This is a genomic window from Bacillus paralicheniformis (assembly GCF_001042485.2).
Classification (GTDB): Bacteria; Bacillota; Bacilli; order Bacillales; family Bacillaceae; genus Bacillus; species Bacillus paralicheniformis.
Window position 1 is genome coordinate 65,928 of sequence record NZ_LBMN02000036.1, and the last position, 17,171, is coordinate 83,098.

Consider the following 17,171-nt stretch of genomic DNA (forward strand, 5'->3'; position numbering starts at 1 on the left):
AGGATGGTGGTATATCGTCAATGATAAGAGAGAGCCTGTACTTTATTTTCGGGAACGAAAAATCCACAGATATGGGTGTTGAAAACGTCAATACTGATGGAGGGTTAGTTGAAGAAACATTCCTAGCTACCTCATCAATTAATGAAACCTCCATCAAGGGTAATGATACACCCTTCTATGAAGGGAAAAAACGTGACCCAAAGCAATTCAATCTTAATTTTTATATAAAGGATCACTGGAATCAAAAAAGAATCGCTAACATTAAACGATGGCTGGATGTTGATACATACCAGCCTTTTTCTTTCAGTGACAACCTTGACATTGTTTATTATGCAATGCCTGTAGATGCAAATGATTTAGTTCACAATGCCAGCAAGGAAGGCTATGTAAGGCTAACTATGAGGTGCGATTCTCCTTATGCCTACAGTAGGTCGATAACTACACCGTGGCACGACGCTACAAAGGAAAACATAACACTTGAGATTAACAACAAAGGCGAATGCACCATCATTCCATCGTTTAAAATTCAAAAGATCGGTAAGGGTGATGTTAAAATTGAAAATTTAAGTTGCTTCTCCTCCCCTTCTGAATTCACCGATCTTGAAGATGGCGAAATCATAACAGTTACTGGAGAAAAAGAAATTGTAGAATCATCAATATACGGAGATGAACGTTACGATAATTTTAATGATGAATACCTTCTACTCGGCTATGGGATGAACCGCATTAGAGTTTCAGGAAGATGTAGAATTCTTTTCAATTATAGATTTAAATATCGTTAGGAGGTGCTTCTACTGCTTCAACAAGTAACGCGATCATTTAATTTAAGAAAGCCGAAACTTTCACTTGCTAAAGCTAACAAAAAGAAAATCGCAAATCTTGTCGATATCTCAAATGTAAATTTAACAATCAGGCTAGGTGAAATCAATGAGCTGTCTTTCACAGTACCCCTAAAGATTGAAATAGACAAACAATGGGTTAAGAATCCTCATCTTAAGCGCCTGAAATTACGAAGGCTCGTCAGGCTTTCTGCATACAACTTCAAAGATGAATGGTTCATTATTAAAACAAAACAAAAAACTGGCGCAGACAATGAATTATTGACATTTACGTGCATGTCACTTGGACATCAATTGAGCTATCGAAAAGTTAGAAGATATGAAGTCACTTCCTACAATATGCAACAGGTTACAAATGACTGTTTTGCAAACACAAACTGGAAAGCCGGATACATAAATCCTCTGTTCAATGAAAAATTCCGCAGTTTTGATATTACCTCTTCCACAAAGTTAGACTTCCTCTTTAAAATATGCGAGACATTCGAAGCTGTCCCTGTATTTGACACCATAGAAAAAAAGGTTCATTTCTATACTGAAGATGAAGTATCAAATTACAAAGGGATGAGATTAAAATACGGTCAGTATTTGGATTCAATAGAAGATACTGAAGAACTTGAAGAAGTCTGTACCAGGCTTTATGTAACTGGGAAAGATGATCTCTCAATAAACGCTGCTAATCCAACTGGACAAGCTTATATAGAAGATTTTACATATTTTCTTTATCCATTTGAGCGAGATAAAGATCGCAAGGTGATAACTCACAGTTACGAAATGAGTGATGAATTATGTCATGCCATTCTCGATTTCAATGAGTTCATCGATTCTCAAACTGAAACATTCTCTTCCCTTCTCTCTCGACAAACCGAGGAAGAAAAGAAACTTTCAACACTTAACACAGAAAAGGCAATGCTTGATTTAGAATACAAAGTAATTTTAGATAAAATTGCAGTAGCAACAGAAGCGAAAGATCCAACTGTCGAGCTTATAAAAGAGCGAAAAGCTAAAGAAGTTGAAATTGAATCGAAAAAGAAGGAAATAGAAGAAAAAGAAAAACTGATTAAGGACATTCAGGATAAAATATCCCTTTTAAAGGGAAAATTGACGCTCGAAAGCCACCTTAATGATGAGCTTAAAGAAGAGTTGGCGGAATTTATAAATGAGCAAGAATGGGCTAATGACAATCTTTATGATGAAACTGACCTTTATGAAGCCGGACTTGAGGAAATGAAAAAGCGCAACACCCCTCCTGTCAATATTACAATGAGCATTGTTAATTTCTTTGGAATCATAAGTGAACATCAGAATTGGGACAGGCTATCTATCGGAGATATTGTTAGAGTACAACATGATCGCCTTGGTATTGATGTTAAAACAAAAGTAATTGAAATGACCTTTGACTTTGAGGCTAATAAGATTAATTTGACTGTGTCAAATTCAAAACGAGTTGAAACTGTTAAAGAAAAGATGGTCAAACTCGTTTATACAGTCAGTCATATAAACAACGACTATGCAATTAGAAAAATTGACTGGATGAATACCGCTGAGAATTTTAAAATCCGGAATGATCGAATTTCTACCCCAGTTGCAGCTCCTACCGTCGCATCAGACGGAACCGCAATTACTCATGAGCTGAATGATAATGGTTCAGTAGATATTATTTTAAAATGGGAATACCCAGATTCTGATGAGGATAGATACAACATTGATGGGTTTGAAGTTTATCTCTACTCCAGTGAATCACCTGATGAATATGTGTTTGGTTCTAAGATGAGCCACGAAGAAATGGTTAATGTGAAGTATGACAAGCGCTCCTATAAATTTACGGGACTTGCCTCGAATAAATACTACACTGTGGGTGTTAGAGCCTACCGCAGAGTTGATGCAGATATTGAGAGAACTGGAATCATTCTCTCTGACATTGTTCAGTCAAAACACATAACAGAAAACCCCTACCTCCCTTCTGCTATTGCAGTAGTCAATGGGCGAGTAAATGGACTAATCCAAGCTGTTTCTGAAGAAAGACCAGAAAATCCAGATGTCAACACTGTTTGGATCAATCCTAAAACTAATAAACAAGAACTTTACGATGGTGAAAAGTGGATTGAACAAACTGTATCTTCTGCAGATTCGTTAAATGGATATAGTGCTGTGATAGCATCCTCTCCTAACACGATAGCTGTTCGAGATGAAACAGGAACAATTGATGCTTCAATTACGGGAAGTGCAACTCAATTGGGCGGCTATAATGCTTCTGAATATGTCCTAAAGTCTGATCTCCCCTCTCCCCCTCAATACGTATCCGGAGAATATATTGGTGATGGAAAACCAAGTAGATCAATCAGCCTTAACTTCATTCCTACTATGGTAAAGATTTATTCCACTTCCCCCACTGATTCAACGCTAATGATACAAAGTAGTTTAGGAGGCTACTCAATACAGAATGGAGAAGCAGGGACATATCTTGAAGGAGGAGATAAAACATACGGCTCTTTGGATTTGAATTATTTTATTACGGGCTCAGACAGCAAGACTCGCGGAAACAAACTAAATGTTAAATATATTTGGGAAGCATTTAAACAAAATTAATGTGGAGGTGATCCTTTGGAAGATACTCCAAAACTTTATAACGACCCTATTCTATCCAAGAAGAGAAAAGGATCGATTGATGATCCTTACCAGCTTTACAATGAAACACAGGTGATTTATAACGGTAAGGCTCAATTAACAGAAGTCCCAAACAGAGAAATGAGAATTGAAGTCTCTGGTGACGGCAAGCTATGGAAAGAAATTGAAGATGGTGAATTACAAGACGACTACTTTAAGGTTGATTATCTTAATGGAGTTGTCTTTTTTAATGCGTCAAATGAAGGAAAATCTCTTCAATTCAAATACAGCGGTGAAGGTGCTTATTATTTCCCTGGTTCTCGTATTTGGACAAAACGTGACGGAAATGAAGTAACTGAGACATTAGATTCACTAACCGAAAGAGCTCGTAAAGCTACTGAGGAATCGGAAAAAGCTACAGAAAAATCCAAAGAGATTACTAAGTGGACAAGATCTGCAACATCAGATTATGAAAACGTGGTTGAAAACACAAGAAAAATATACCTCCCAATGGTTTACACATACAAAGATCTTTTAGATACCTATCCAAATCCTCAAATTGGCTGGACAGTCACTATCAGAGAAACAGGAATCGAGTATCGCTGGGACGGTTTTGATTGGGTCAACATTAGCATCTCTGATAAATTTGACGGCTACAACATTGTATCAAGCTATGTTGAGCCTTATAACATTAGGACTGTTTGGCTAAGAACAAATACACCACCAAGTAAAAAAAGGGTTAAACCATCAATAGATGCTCCTGAAACTGATTTGATCTGGATTAGGAAAGAGTAAAAAAGGAGGAATGTTATGTCAATCCCTGTAAACACAATGGGCTACTATGATGAAGATTCACAGAAATGGATTCCAATAGACGCCGTAGGATTAAAATCTGAAAACAATAGATATACTGCTGATGATATTAAATCTTTAGATGATATAAAGATTGACAATGATAATCACGTTTACTCATCAGCTAAAGAAAGAATTGACTCTGACTTTCTCAAAATCAATGAGAAAGTGGATCAATTGGATAAAGGCGTTGATAATAAAATAACTAATCTGGAGAAAATAATTAATGAAAGCTCCAGCTCCCTAAATAAAAAAATTTATTTTAAAAATGTTCTTAGTTATGGAGCAGATCCTACTGGGGAAAAACCTTCGGCCGGGGCTATTCAAAAAGCGCTGGATGAAATTCATAAAGAAGGCGGAGGACAACTTTTTATTCCTGGTGGCAAATATTTAATTGAAAAAAGAATGTTTGTCTATGAAAATACTCGGGTGACTATGGCTCAAAATTGTATTCTGCTCAGAGGATGGGCAGGAGGTTTTTTTTCTAACGGAACGCCGACTGATAAATTCAAAGGTTATTCAGGAAGAGGAAACATAATCATTGAAGGCGGTATTTTAGATGGGAATTATGCAAACATTGATAAGTACCCTACGAGTGCTATGGATTCCATAATCCTTGGACATGCCAAAAATATTTCAATAGACAATGTAACATTTAAAGATACGATAAGCGCCCATGCGATTGATGCTAATGGATGTGATAATCTTCGAATTACAAATAGCAAATTTACTGGTTTTATTGATCTTACTGGACAGAGAAATTATTCAGAGGCTATTCAGCTTGGAGAATTCATTGAAATAGGACTTAATCAATTTGGGGAATTCGATGGCACACCTAACACAAATGTTTATATTGCGCATAATTATTTTGGAAAATCCGATTTGTTAGGCGGTTGGGGATGTGCTATAGGGAATCATTATGCTGTTTATGATATTTTTCAAAGTAATATCACAATTTTTAATAATGTTATTGAGGACTGTGGGTTTGCTGGAGTTCGAACTTTTAAATGGAACAACGTTAAAATTACAAATAATGTGTTCATGCGCAATAAAGAGTGTGTGCGTATTTCACAAGCTGCTGGCGGAATTGAAAGCTCTAAAGATGCAGATGGTGTACAGATGAATCGACCGCAAAATGGACAAAACGTGTTAATTGAAGGAAATGATTTCTACGATTATACATCCAGTGGAGTTGTTGCGTTTGGTCAAATTTATAATAAAGAAATAGCTTGGAACGATGAAATCCGCATATCGGGCAACTATTTCAAATTAAAAGGAAAAGAGGTTGGTAAATACAATGATGAACAGGCAATAAAGCTAGTCTTTGCCAGAAACGTTTTCGTTAGCAATAATAAAATTTACGGTGGACGAAGAGGAATGTGGGTTGAAGGTTGCTTCAACACTTTTATTTCTGGCAATGGCGTATCAAATGTAGATACAGAAGCAGTATACCTTGCTAAGAGTAGAGACACCTCCTCCACTGTTACAAAGTCCTATCATGTATCAATTGATAGGAATGAGATCAACACCACTGGTCGAAACGGTGTATTTGTTCAAAAATGTGACCATTTTGATGTTAGAGATAATAATGTATTAAATAATAATAAAGAACAAAGTAGCGAAAGAGGCCGTGGAGGAATTTATGTTGAGAATGGCTACGATGGAAGAATAGAAGGAAATCGAATTAGAGGTGTTGAAAAAGAATTCGCTATTTTAGTAGAAGCTGAAGCTACCGAGGTAAATGTGGCCAACACCAAAGGAACTGGACGTATCATTGTTCTGGGTGAGTCCAATTTCAATGGCTACTACGGGACGAACAAAGATGATTACATTCGTAAAATAACTACTAAGAGTGAATCCTAACTTTAGGAGGTGGTTAAATTCTGAATAAAATTTAGATTTCATTCAAATTACATATTAGCAAAACAGAGAAAACAAGAGCATATGTGAGAACGAGAGAGATTGGTGAACAGCCAGTCTCTTTTTTAATGCTCAAAAAACAAACAGGAGTGATTTAATTTGGTTAAAGTCGTAAAAAATTTTGTGAAAGTCAATCAATACACTCGTCCAGGTCTAAAGCTTTCTGGTGTTAAAGGAATTGTAATGCACTGGACTGCAACTCCAGGAGCTACTGCGTTAAATGAGCGAAATTATTTCAATGGTACATGTATTGCTGATAAACGTTATGCTTCCGCACATTACTTTGTAGATCGAAATGAAGCACAATATATTATTCCTGAAAATGAAATGGCCTATCATGCACACGATCAAAACCGCTGCTTTGTGAGCTTCCTAAAACCGAATGCGAACCAAACATCCATTTCCGTTGAAATGTGCGTGGAGAAAAACGGCACCATTCATGATGAAACTGTGCAGAATGCTGCTGAATTGGTTGCTGATCTTTGTAAAAGATTCAAATTGTCTACAGATAAAATCGTCCGTCATTACGATGTAACAAACAAAAACTGCCCTGCTCCTTGGGTAAGTGACTCAAGCAAGCTTGCTGCATTTCGCAAAAAAGTTGATGGACTGCTCGGAAACAAAACTGTTTCAAATTCTACTGCTTCCTCTAGTAAAGGTTCTTCCTCTTCTACTGCTGCAAGTGGTTCCCTGAAATCAAAAGTTAATGGACTTCGTTTTTATGCTAAACCTTCATGGGAAGACAAAGATGTTGTAGGTACTGTAAACAAAGGTATTGGCTTCCCTACCGTTGTTGAAAAAATTAAAGTTGGCAGCGCTTATCAGTACAAAGTTAAAAACTCTAAAGGAGCAACATATTATATCACTGCTTCTGATAAATATGTCGAAGTTTCAGGAAGTGTTAAGACTGCCTCCTCCCCTTCTAAATCAACAGCATCAAAATCCAGCTCTGGATCTTCCTCAATTAAATCTGTGGGAAAAATTAAAATTGTTGGAGTATCAAATGCTGCAATTGTTATGGACAAGCCTGATCGTAACAATTCAAAGAATATCGGAACAGTTAAACTTGGCAGCAAAATTGACATTTCTGGATCAGTGAAAGGGAAAAATAACCCTAAAGGCTATTGGGAAGTCATTTACAATGGCAGACGCGGTTATGTTTCAGGTCAGTTTGGCACAAGAGTCTAATTGATCTTTAAATATCATTAAGGATATCTGCTGATCTTAGCTGATCAATGGGTATCCTCTATTTCTACTGGAGGTGAACAACGTGGGATAACGTACACCTCCTTTATTATTGATAAAGGACGGTTGAATTTGTGGCTGAAGTAAATGTAAACACACGGTTAAGTGTCTTAGAAGAAAAAATGAAAAATCATCAAGAAAAAATTACAAATTTAGAAGCAAGAACGGAAGACATGAGTCGATTAACAACTCTTATGGAACAACAAATCGAAATAAACAAAGATGCCCAAAAACAATCGCGCGAACAATTTGTCACATTGACTGAGATGAATAACAGCTTAAAAAATTTAAGCAAATCATATGAAAAACTCGACAACCGAGTGGGCATTCTGGAACAATCAGATTCCAATAGAAAAATTGATCCAGGTCAATTCGGCAAAGACCTCATGTACAAGGTTTTACCTACTGTAATCGCAACGCTAGTCGGTGCATGGCTGCTTATACATTTTGGACTTAAATAAGAAAAGGAGATTGATATTATGACTAAAATCAACTGGAAAGTAAGACTGAAAAAGAAAACGTTCCTTGTAACAATTTTCTCTGCAACACTTTTATTTGTTCAAACAATTGCTTCAGCTTTTGGATATGACATAACAGTATACAGTGCTGCACTAACTGAAAAATTCAACGCTATATTAACATTGTTGGTTGCATTAGGCGTTGTAGTTGACCCCACAACTAAAGGCATCTCTGATAGCGATCAAGCAATGGAATATGAAGAACCAAGACAATAATAGTAAAGGGTTGATTTAATGAAAACGACTGTTACATACTCCCCCTATCCATCAAACTTTTCAGAAGTGCATATTAAAACCGGAGAAGAAAAATCAATTAAGCTTAGTCTCGTTGCGTCTCCTCCTGATATCCCTCCTCAGAATGATTCAGAAGATACTGAAGAAAACGCTGTAGAGATTTCATCAGCCATATTGGCTGACCCTAGTTTAAGAATGGAAATCAATAATGGGATTTCGACTGAGGAATTGATGACATTAAACAAAGAGGATGCTAAGGTTTTAGTGCAGGTACTCAGAGACTTTCTTAAACAAATGTAATATGCTTGATCTCCCTCTGAGCACAATAATAAAACACATGCTTCCGTTCGATATATCCAATGTGAGACAACTCTTTAGAATTGCATAAAAGACATACAAAAAAGACAACCACAATTTGGTTGTCTAGTGTATAATATTCATTGTACATAAAAGCTTTTGCTCACTCAAGGAAGTCTTGCTCATCCCCGGTTGAAAGGGGGTGAGGCAAATAACAACATTCGAAACAATCTCTTTAATGATTGCTTTTGGCATGTTAATTGCCGTGTTGTCAAAGAAAGAAAAATAGACCTCCCTTGAGCCTCTAAACTTAAAGGGATAGGTCTATCATCAAGATCCTATGAGCAAGCCCCTTGGTGGGCTGCTTTTTGTACAACGACTCGACTGTTAGCCGCAGTCGGGTCTTTTTTATTTTATGCTTTTTACAAATTAATAAACCATTGCAATACTTTTGCTTAATGAAGTATTCATGAATACCTCATTCTAAAATGTAATGCATTACATTAATGATTATAACATTTGCAATCGACTATAATCAACAGTATACTTTTCGTCAAATATGCCCTTGTTTTTCAAGCAATTTCAAAGAAAAATGAAATACATTTCCTAAAGAAAATAGGCTATCCTTCTTTGTAAAAGATAGCCTAACATATATTGCTTTAATGATGTTTTTTAGTCCTTAAAGGGACTGTTTGAATCATACCCTTTAACTAAAACACGCATCAGAAGACAGCTTTTTCAGCGACTTGCACATGCTCACCTTGTTGAACTGCTATTTTCCCAGTAGACACTCCGAATGCAACCAAACCAGCTAAGATGACTGTAGAAGCAATGGTAATTGTCTTTTTCATTTTAATTCCTCCGTCACTTTTAGAATTTGATCCCTTGCGTGAATACACTTTTCAAGATATTTTGCTGCATTCTTGATATCATCGGATTTTTTGTAGTAGCACCCCACTTCTAGTGTTAATTCTGCTACATCATTCCATAAATCCAACTTTTCTAAAATGTCAAGGGAATTCGTTAACACACTTTCATTGTACTCATCGTATAAGGTGTTAACAAGTGTAAGTTTCGCCAAATATTCCTTATCTCCTTCTTTTTCTGCACGTTTCAATCCTTTGTCATACCATTCCCTTGCTTCTTCAATATGTCCCGATTTATACAAGACATGAGTAAGATTATAGATTGATTTAAGTCCATTTATGCTTTGGATATAATCTTGAAGCTGCAAAGCATTTTTAAAACAGTCTTTTGCTTCAGATAGCATGTTTCTTCTTATATAGAGTATCCCAAGATTATGATATGCCTTTCCTTCAGACTCAGGAATCTGCTTAGCCTTTGCAAATTTTAAGGCATGGCTGTAATGCTCATAAGCCGACTCATAACGGAATAAATCAAGTTTATTTGCACCCAAGATCATTTCACTGCTAATTGATCTATGTGCATAGTCTTCAAATTCCCTGAAGATAGTTAGAGCTTTTTCAGCATAAGCCAATGAGAAGAAATATTGATCAATGTGATAATATGATATGGCTAAATGATAATAAAATTCCGCTTTTTCAATTTCATCTTCAATTTTAATTAGCTTATCTTCAGCTAATTTGTAATAATTAATTGCATCTATGTACTTCTTTTTGAAAAACATATATTGACCAGAGAAAAACAAAAAATAATATTGGAGCATATCATCCGTTTTCTGCATTTCAGGACTTTTCTGAATTTTCTCAAGGATTTCCCCTGACGACTTAAACATGTCTACTGACATCTTGTGACGCGCATCTAAGAGATTGTAATAAAGGAGCAAATTTTGATTCTCCTCCATATCATCCAACAAGCAATCAATTTCCTCTTTCAACTTTATGGCATCTTCAATTTCACGCTTTTTAATCATCGTATACCACTGGTTAATCTTATTGGCTACTTCTTCATATGCAGTCGTTGTCAATCCCCTCTCATCCTTTCTCTAAATAACAAATCAAGATTTATAATCATCTGTATTATCGCAAAATTTGGAAGTCTTTAAAAGCACTTTGTTAGATTTATTTGAAAATTAAACTCAAGCCTTCAAATTTCCTTCTTTCTCTCGTATCATATCAATACGTTGAGCTTTCCCAAGCTTTGTGAACAGTAGAATAGCAATACCTGCAATGATCTCAACTATCCCTCCAACAGCAATTACTCTTCCTGAACCAAAGACTGTTGCAGCATAACCACCAACTATAGCTCCCAATGGAATCATGACGTAAGAAATCATACTTATTACTGAATACACTTGTGGCTGATCTTCATCATCAACAGATATTTGGATTATAGTGTGCTCTGGTACATTAATTGCACTAATTGTAGCTCCTAAAGCCAAGGCAGCCAAAAACACTAATGGTAATAATGAATTCATTCCTGTGACAAAAAAAGCAATCCCTTCGACTATTCCAGCAGTTACAAATAACAGTCCATAACGATTAACCTTAACCTTAGCCAGAATATACCCTAACAAAAAAGCTCCTCCTGCTGTAGTCACTTTTAGTAAGGAATGAATGATGGGATCTCCACCTAATTCTTCAGCTATATAAACTGCAGAAAGTGCTTCCCAAGGCGCGGAAGCCAAATTAGAAAAAACACAATAGATAGCTAACGGGAATAAAATATGATGACTTCGAACAAGGGTAAATCCTCTTTTTATTTTGAAGTATGTTCCTTTTTGTTTTGGTCTATCGCTTTCAGATTCGTCTGCTCCCTTTATTTTGTATTTAATAAAAAGCACTAAGCTGGCTGAAAGCAAATACAGTGGAAGTGTAATTAACATTGCTCGCGCTGCCCCAATTGCAACAATAGTAACACCACAAACTGTTACCCCAACAAGTCTTACAATATGTTCTGATGACTGCATAACCGCATTTGCCTTTTGAATGAGGTTGCCTTTTACAATTTTCGGAATCAACGAAACACTAGCAGGGTTATAAGACGCTCCTGTGGCTGAATGAATCAACATGAGTAATAAGATAAACCACAGTGGCGAAAAACCGCTAAAATAACAAATTGGAATCGCAAGCATGAGTAGCGCTCTGGTTATGTCCGCAAAAAACATCCAAAACTTTAAAGTGTCTACCTTCATTAGTGGAGTTATGATTGGCCCCAATAAAGCCTGCGGGAGAAAAGATACAGCTAGTAAAAGAGCAGTTCCAATTGCCCCTTTTCCTTCAAAAATCAAAAACCACAGAATTGTATTTACTGCAAAGCAGTCTGCTGTTATCTTCACCAGTTTAGAGCAAAAAAGGAATGTGAAGTTTCTTTGCCATACAGTATCACTATTCATGTTTTAAGATCCCCCCTTACTAAAAACCTCTCACTCTTACAGCAAGTTTATTCCTTAAGGATATCCTATTTTTGGATTGTGTCAACGATAAATTGGAATAATTAAGGTGATTTTTATTTCGGGGATAAGGGTGCATTGTTTTATAATCCTTCAAGCATTCTTTTCATATGGAGCTTTAAAGCCGCTTTCCAGTACCGAGAAGTTCCTTCTTTTATTCCCCCTTCTTCGGTTTTTATATAATAAGGATACTCAACAAACAAATCATCACATATGACAACTTCCTGAATTTTCGTGCTTTCATTTTTCAAGTATGAATTGATACGTTTCCTCATTGAAAGAAGCTTTTTTAATTTGCTTTCATAATAACCAATGAGCTTCTTGTTTTTAATTAACTCAGCTTTGTTGACTCTGGTTTCCATAGCATGAATACATAAATCAATAATGATTTTTTCATGAATAGCGTTAGCAAGTTCATCAGAAATAATCGGCCTCATAATCTCATCACCTTAAAAGCGAATATATGTTCTTATTATACACTAGATTAAACCAAACATAAAAAAGCCCTACTCAAAGGACTTTTCATGCTTAATAATATAATGACCGCGTCCTGGCTTCTTTACTTCAGGATGGTGTTTCATGAGCCCGCTCATAAAAGCTGTCATATTTTTAACTTTCATGCCTGTTTCTTTTTCAATCTCGTTGCGAAGACTTGCCCCTCTAATGCCTTCTTTATGCATACTCAATATTTTAAGTGCTGCTTCACGCTGTATAGATGTTATAGACTTATTAAAGGGTTGCGAGGCAGTGTTTGTCTGAATGTGCGGAGATGAGCTTTTAGACTGTTTCAATTCTTGGGCTGCTGCGCTAACTAAATCCATCAATGAAGAGCTTTCTCTGACTTGAGGAGGATTACTCTGTTTTTTGTCCAACTCACGCAACTTTGAATAAATACCTTCTCGTTCTTCTCTAAGTTCTCTCATGACAATAATTTCTTTATCGTTTAGCTGCTCAAGCCTCAAGCGTAACGCCTCTCGCTCATTAAACATAATTTCGCCTCCCAATAATTACTATTTGATTATAGCTTATAGGACTTTTGCGAGTTTAACAATTGAATTTTAAATCTTTCAAAAAAAGCTCTCGTTTACAGGTGTTAAATCAATCTTTTAACAATTCATCATCTAACCAAATAGAAACAATTCCATCGTCTCCACAAGGTTCAACTAGTTCGTCTTCCAGACTTAAAATAAAGTCCTCAAAGGAATTTGCTATAAGGTAAAAATCTTTTTCTGGGTTTCTAAGCTCATGATCCCAAAAAAATACTTTGCCATTGTCTAAATCTAAACAAATTTCATTCCCTCCGGGAGAACCAGCAATTGCAATGATTGTTTTAGGAAATCGATCAGAATATGTATCAACGATATCCATGATATTGTCAATATTGGTTTGAAAGCCGTAAAAGGACTCTAATAATTGTGTCTCATCATTAACACCCATCCATGGATCTTTTTCAATTGGTCTATAACAAACATCAAACTCCACGTCATCGTTTGTTTTTCTGCTTTCTAATGAACATCCTCCGTATTTAACTAAAAACTTTTTATAATCTGAATGAAGTTGTTTACCAAGTTTCTGTTCAAGATCTTCAATTTCAATATTAGAATTATTATTGCTATCCTCATCTATATTAATTAAAAATTCTTTCATTTTTTGTTCAATCCTTTTAAAACTCATTAATAACCTCCTCTCAAATCTGATACTTTACTCAGCAGTACGAACTAAATGACAAACCTCACCCTCTAATAAGGATGAGGCTGTTTTGATCACTATTCATCGTCCCAATCTTCGTCCTCTTCCCAGTTTTCTTTCATTCGTTTAAGTTTATCGTAAAAGTATTCAATGAAGCTGCTGGCTACAACATTTTCATATCCATTTTCTCGATCCCAGATAAATACTGGACATTCCTCATTTTCCATCTTGTTTGTATCTAGACAATAAGCAAAGAAGTCAATATCTTCAATAACTACTAGCCCATCTGTAAGGTTATAATGTTTTCTATATTCATTTGTGAATTCAACTACAGATGCTCCCCCAAAATCATAACCAAGTATATCTACTCCATATACTCCACCTGAGCCATAGTTTCTTAAAAACCATTTATAACTTTCAGGAAGAATGGTTTGTAAGTCATTTTCAATTTTCGTGATTTTTTCTTCACTAATTCCTCCTGTAAAATCATGGGGAGTAGCATGTTTGCTGTCATTTTTTTTTATGAATTTTTCCACTTTAGAATAAACCATTTTTTCATATCCTCTGCTAAGGGAAGTTTTATCCCCGGTGTCACTCCCAGTTGTCTATTGCTTCTTGGAAGCTATCTTGTAAATACTCATCAAAACTAGAATATCTTTCAATCTCCTTTTTGCTTATGTCATCCCATCTTATTACACAGTGATTTTCTTCAGTATTGAGACAATAAACAAATTCATCTACATTTTCAATAACTAAGTATTTCTCAGGTAAACCAAAGTTTCTAAATCTTTCTGTAGCCTCAACTACTGAAGCATAGCCATCTCCTTCTATACCCAAAACTTCACCCCCACATATACCTCCAGAACCATATGCTTTAACAAACTCCTTATATTTCCTTGGAAATTCGCACCCTAGTTTCTCCTCAGCCCTCGAAATATCTTCATCGGGCACTGCTCCGAAAAAATCACCTTGTTCTTCATATTCATTTATCATCATTGAAATTTGAGTATTCATTTTCAATTCTCACCTCAGTCATTATTCCCCGCCTCTAGCTCCAATATTTTATCATTACTAAAACTATCACCATTTTCATCGTGAAGTGACTATGATTTCAACCATGACGCTCTCTCCTTATGTGAAGATGATCATATAATTTTTATCAATTTAAACAAAAAGCACTCAATCAAAGATTAAGTGCTTGAGATTGAATATATTAAATCATTCTTCCTCATACCAATCTTCTTTAGCTTGATTTAAATATTCCCATAAAAACTCAAGGAAGTTAGAAGCCTTTTGGTGATCATATCCGCTTTGATAAACCCATGTAACTACAGGACACTCTCCATTATCCATTTTTTGAGTATCTAGGCAATAAGCGAATGCGTCTACATCAACGATCACTACAATGTGATTTGGTAAGTCATAAAGTTCTCTATAGTCTTTGGTGAACTCTACTACTTCAGGAGATACAAGTCCATGACCCAATATTTCAACGCCAAAAGAGCCGCCAGAACCATAGTTTCTTAAAAACCATTTATAACTTTCAGGAAGAATGGTTTGTAAGTCATTTTCAATTTTCGTGATTTTTTCTTCACTAATTCCTCCTGTAAAATCATGGGGAGTAGCATGTTTGTTTATAAAGTCTATAATTAATTCTTTGGTATTCATTGAGACCCACCTTTCAAGCTCTTTTCATATTGTTCAGCTCTCCACATCCAGTATTTTCTTCTGAAACTATCATATTGTTGTTGCAGTTCAGGGTTATTTCTAAAGCTATCACCCTTCTCCACTAACTGGTGCAGTACCTTATGGTATTTTTTATGAGTGGTATGAAGTATTTCCAACATCGTCCCTGGCTCTTTTTGTATTAAATGATGTAAATTAATTGGTTTGCCATCTTCCCCAATGGGCGCTTTTCCGCTTTTCATTAATTCTAAATTAGTTATATTTTTATTTGGATGCTTCATGTTGAAGTCAATGTTTTTAAGTTGATAAATTCTTCTATCAACATCTTTCAAATTTCCTTTTGGTTTTACTTTGCCTTTCACTTCAACTGCATTGTACTTTTCTTTATTTAACCATGGTATTGAGATATTGCCACCTGTAAATGATTTTCTGCTTATATCAGAGACTTTTTTTGCAAACTGAATAAGACTGTCTTTTATATGCTCCCCATTAAGTGCATGATAAGGGACTTTCCCCCCACCTGCAAGTTGGACTTGCGGCGCAAAAGGGTTATGTATTTGAATCCCTTTTATGTTTGAAGCAACCCTCTGCATCGCTTTCTTGAAAGACGCTACGCTTTTTTCTAGAGCTTGTTTCGATGCTTTAATCGTTTTGTTCGCTACATTCTGAGAAGCTTTAGTTGCTTTGGCAGCGACTTGCCCTACCTTCCCCGCTTTGGCAGCTTTTGCTGCTTTGTCAACGCCTTTAGAGCCAACAATCGATGTTCCGACCATTCCAACGGCATAGCTAAACCATCTGGCTTGGGTGTAAGAATTACCATTGACGACATCTCGTTGATACGAGTCTTCAATTCCCTTTTTTATAATATTGAATGTGACATCAGGATGATGAAGCGTAAAGTTAATGCCCTCAATCGTTTCGTCTGCGTGAACGACCATGTCCCATAGGCCTACAGCAGTGTCGACAACTGCATTTTTGAGTCCTTCAGCGCTTCCTTTAATTGCGTTGCCAAAATCACGAGCGCCTTCAATTTGATTGAAATACCGCTGTTGCCAAGGGGAAAGGTTTTCGTAGCCAATTTCCGCAGCCATCTCATAAAACTCTGAAGCCGTTGAAAAATTGTAATCATCAAGCTTCTTCTTTAGTTTAGAAATTTTATTATCCTGTTTGCTAACTTCGCTCACTTCTTTTTCAAGCTTCGATCTCTTATCCAGCTTATCCAACATGACGCCCATCGCTGTGTCTTGGCCACCACGCAAAGTATCCATCTCATCCGGCTTTAAAATCGAGCCCTTTTGGTAACCGGTGATTTCAATTTTAGGGCCTGTGTACATTTTTTCAAGCCTGCTTATGTATCTCTGCATCGTTTCCAGGTCGTTTTCTGCGGTTTTAAGAGCGCTTGTCTGTTCTCGGTCAAAAGCATGCAGCTTTTCAATTGTCTGATTGATTTCCTTTAAGGCTTTCCTGTTCTGTTCGTGAAAATCGCTGTCATTCAAATCAGGCAAATCGACAATGTGGCTGACCTTCGCAATTGTAGCGTTGGTCTTGGAAACCAAATGCTTGGTTGTTCGATCAGCAGCCTTTAAGCCATTCTCTAGTTCGTGTTCAAGAAAAGGTTGTGAAATAAATCCGTTATGGTTTGGTTCCAGGGAATTCAGTGCGCTTTTCATTTTCTTCAGCGCGGAACTGTATTCCTCTATAAAAGTATCATAGAACTGTAGAAAAGGGGTGTGACATTCCTTATAAAATGCACGAATTGCGTCTCCGCCTTTCCCTTTTAAGGCATCATTAAGTGATGCGATCTCCTCAACGGCTTTTTGGACTTGAGCAAATTCGTCTGACTGCTGTTTTAATTGTTCCAGCGTTTGATCAATGGCTTTGTGCAACGCCTGCACGTCCAAAGTCTTCATGGCA

General features: G+C 36.3%; 19 protein-coding genes. 9 read left to right on the forward strand and 10 right to left on the reverse strand.

Annotated elements, in window-relative coordinates; genetic code table 11:
• The first annotated feature begins 20 nt into the window (after nt 1-20).
• From ACH97_RS19250 to ACH97_RS24295, 9 genes are all read left to right on the forward strand, one after another.
• A complete protein-coding gene (locus tag ACH97_RS19250) occupies nt 21-782 on the forward strand; it encodes a distal tail protein Dit (protein ID WP_026579433.1) in 762 nt (253 codons plus the stop codon).
• Nucleotides 783-785: 3 nt separating this feature from the next.
• Nucleotides 786-3,425: a phage tail spike protein gene (locus tag ACH97_RS19255; protein WP_057957857.1), complete on the forward strand. Its 2,640-nt coding sequence runs from the start codon at nt 786-788 to the stop codon at nt 3,423-3,425.
• A 15-nt stretch (nt 3,426-3,440) separates the two neighbouring features.
• Nucleotides 3,441-4,238 (forward strand): hypothetical protein, encoded by a 798-nt coding sequence (locus tag ACH97_RS19260; RefSeq protein ID WP_017474511.1) that lies wholly within the window; start codon nt 3,441-3,443, stop codon nt 4,236-4,238.
• A gap of 15 nt (nt 4,239-4,253) precedes the next feature.
• Nucleotides 4,254-6,158: a right-handed parallel beta-helix repeat-containing protein gene (locus ACH97_RS19265; protein ID WP_048349899.1), complete on the forward strand. Its 1,905-nt coding sequence runs from the start codon at nt 4,254-4,256 to the stop codon at nt 6,156-6,158.
• Nucleotides 6,159-6,314: 156 nt separating this feature from the next.
• Nucleotides 6,315-7,403, forward strand: a complete 1,089-nt coding sequence (locus ACH97_RS19270) for an N-acetylmuramoyl-L-alanine amidase (protein WP_048349898.1) — start codon at nt 6,315-6,317, stop codon at nt 7,401-7,403.
• A gap of 131 nt (nt 7,404-7,534) precedes the next feature.
• Entirely contained in the window at nt 7,535-7,921 is a 387-nt protein-coding gene (locus tag ACH97_RS19275; RefSeq protein ID WP_016886002.1) for a hypothetical protein, read from the forward strand.
• Nucleotides 7,922-7,939: 18 nt separating this feature from the next.
• The gene (locus tag ACH97_RS19280; RefSeq protein ID WP_021837857.1) at nt 7,940-8,194 is read left to right on the forward strand and encodes a phage holin; all 255 of its coding nucleotides are present in this window, start codon (nt 7,940-7,942) and stop codon (nt 8,192-8,194) included.
• An 18-nt stretch (nt 8,195-8,212) separates the two neighbouring features.
• A complete protein-coding gene (locus ACH97_RS19285) occupies nt 8,213-8,512 on the forward strand; it encodes a hypothetical protein (RefSeq protein WP_048349897.1) in 300 nt (99 codons plus the stop codon).
• 199 nt (nt 8,513-8,711) lie between these two features.
• Entirely contained in the window at nt 8,712-8,798 is an 87-nt protein-coding gene (locus ACH97_RS24295; RefSeq protein ID WP_219993970.1) for a putative holin-like toxin, read from the forward strand.
• Nucleotides 8,799-9,231: 433 nt separating this feature from the next.
• Here the strand turns inward: ACH97_RS24295 and ACH97_RS24300 are convergent, their stop codons facing one another.
• The 10 genes from ACH97_RS24300 to ACH97_RS19330 all read right to left on the reverse strand — a co-directional run bounded on the left by ACH97_RS24300 (nt 9,232) and on the right by ACH97_RS19330 (nt 17,167).
• The gene (locus ACH97_RS24300; protein WP_021837855.1) at nt 9,232-9,360 is read right to left on the reverse strand and encodes a hypothetical protein; all 129 of its coding nucleotides are present in this window, start codon (nt 9,358-9,360) and stop codon (nt 9,232-9,234) included.
• On the reverse strand, nt 9,357-10,457 hold the full coding sequence (locus ACH97_RS19290) for a response regulator aspartate phosphatase (RefSeq protein WP_080623910.1): 1,101 nt from the start codon (nt 10,455-10,457) through the stop codon (nt 9,357-9,359). Before ACH97_RS19290 ends, ACH97_RS24300 begins: the two co-directional genes overlap by 4 nt.
• 111 nt (nt 10,458-10,568) lie before the next feature.
• Complete coding sequence (locus ACH97_RS19295) at nt 10,569-11,825, reverse strand: MFS transporter (protein WP_048349896.1); 1,257 nt, start codon at nt 11,823-11,825, stop codon at nt 10,569-10,571.
• A gap of 140 nt (nt 11,826-11,965) precedes the next feature.
• Nucleotides 11,966-12,319 carry a hypothetical protein gene (locus ACH97_RS19300; protein ID WP_026579425.1) on the reverse strand — a complete coding sequence of 118 codons (354 nt, stop codon included), beginning with the start codon at nt 12,317-12,319 and terminating at the stop codon, nt 11,966-11,968.
• Nucleotides 12,320-12,388: 69 nt separating this feature from the next.
• Nucleotides 12,389-12,871 (reverse strand): Rok-like winged helix domain-containing protein, encoded by a 483-nt coding sequence (locus ACH97_RS19305; RefSeq protein ID WP_048349895.1) that lies wholly within the window; start codon nt 12,869-12,871, stop codon nt 12,389-12,391.
• A 109-nt stretch (nt 12,872-12,980) separates the two neighbouring features.
• Nucleotides 12,981-13,556, reverse strand: a complete 576-nt coding sequence (locus ACH97_RS19310) for an SMI1/KNR4 family protein (RefSeq protein ID WP_048349894.1) — start codon at nt 13,554-13,556, stop codon at nt 12,981-12,983.
• Between the two features lie 92 nt (nt 13,557-13,648).
• Nucleotides 13,649-14,122: an SMI1/KNR4 family protein gene (locus ACH97_RS19315; protein WP_057957858.1), complete on the reverse strand. Its 474-nt coding sequence runs from the start codon at nt 14,120-14,122 to the stop codon at nt 13,649-13,651.
• 40 nt (nt 14,123-14,162) lie between these two features.
• On the reverse strand, nt 14,163-14,585 hold the full coding sequence (locus ACH97_RS19320) for an SMI1/KNR4 family protein (protein WP_048350255.1): 423 nt from the start codon (nt 14,583-14,585) through the stop codon (nt 14,163-14,165).
• A gap of 204 nt (nt 14,586-14,789) precedes the next feature.
• Nucleotides 14,790-15,239 (reverse strand): SMI1/KNR4 family protein, encoded by a 450-nt coding sequence (locus tag ACH97_RS19325; RefSeq protein ID WP_048350256.1) that lies wholly within the window; start codon nt 15,237-15,239, stop codon nt 14,790-14,792.
• Nucleotides 15,236-17,167, reverse strand: a complete 1,932-nt coding sequence (locus ACH97_RS19330; RefSeq protein WP_057957859.1) for a T7SS effector LXG polymorphic toxin — start codon at nt 17,165-17,167, stop codon at nt 15,236-15,238. The genes ACH97_RS19325 and ACH97_RS19330 overlap by 4 nt, the downstream gene beginning before the upstream one ends.
• Nucleotides 17,168-17,171 lie beyond the last annotated feature (4 nt).

Bases quoted from the DNA above. Each gene is read 5' to 3' on its own strand.
- ACH97_RS19250 (WP_026579433.1), top strand. From the start codon at position 21: ATGATAAGAGAGAGCCTGTACTTTATTTTCGGGAACGAAAAATCCACA.
- ACH97_RS19265 (WP_048349899.1), top strand. From the start codon at position 4,254: ATGTCAATCCCTGTAAACACAATGGGCTACTATGATGAAGATTCACAG.
- ACH97_RS19280 (WP_021837857.1), top strand. From the start codon at position 7,940: ATGACTAAAATCAACTGGAAAGTAAGACTGAAAAAGAAAACGTTCCTT.
- ACH97_RS19285 (WP_048349897.1), top strand. From the start codon at position 8,213: ATGAAAACGACTGTTACATACTCCCCCTATCCATCAAACTTTTCAGAA.
- ACH97_RS24300 (WP_021837855.1), bottom strand. From the start codon at position 9,360: ATGAAAAAGACAATTACCATTGCTTCTACAGTCATCTTAGCTGGTTTG.
- ACH97_RS19295 (WP_048349896.1), bottom strand. From the start codon at position 11,825: ATGAATAGTGATACTGTATGGCAAAGAAACTTCACATTCCTTTTTTGC.
- ACH97_RS19300 (WP_026579425.1), bottom strand. From the start codon at position 12,319: ATGAGGCCGATTATTTCTGATGAACTTGCTAACGCTATTCATGAAAAA.
- ACH97_RS19305 (WP_048349895.1), bottom strand. From the start codon at position 12,871: ATGTTTAATGAGCGAGAGGCGTTACGCTTGAGGCTTGAGCAGCTAAAC.
- ACH97_RS19310 (WP_048349894.1), bottom strand. From the start codon at position 13,556: ATGAGTTTTAAAAGGATTGAACAAAAAATGAAAGAATTTTTAATTAAT.
- ACH97_RS19315 (WP_057957858.1), bottom strand. From the start codon at position 14,122: ATGGTTTATTCTAAAGTGGAAAAATTCATAAAAAAAAATGACAGCAAA.
- ACH97_RS19320 (WP_048350255.1), bottom strand. From the start codon at position 14,585: ATGAATACTCAAATTTCAATGATGATAAATGAATATGAAGAACAAGGT.
- ACH97_RS19325 (WP_048350256.1), bottom strand. From the start codon at position 15,239: ATGAATACCAAAGAATTAATTATAGACTTTATAAACAAACATGCTACT.
- ACH97_RS19330 (WP_057957859.1), bottom strand. From the start codon at position 17,167: ATGAAGACTTTGGACGTGCAGGCGTTGCACAAAGCCATTGATCAAACG.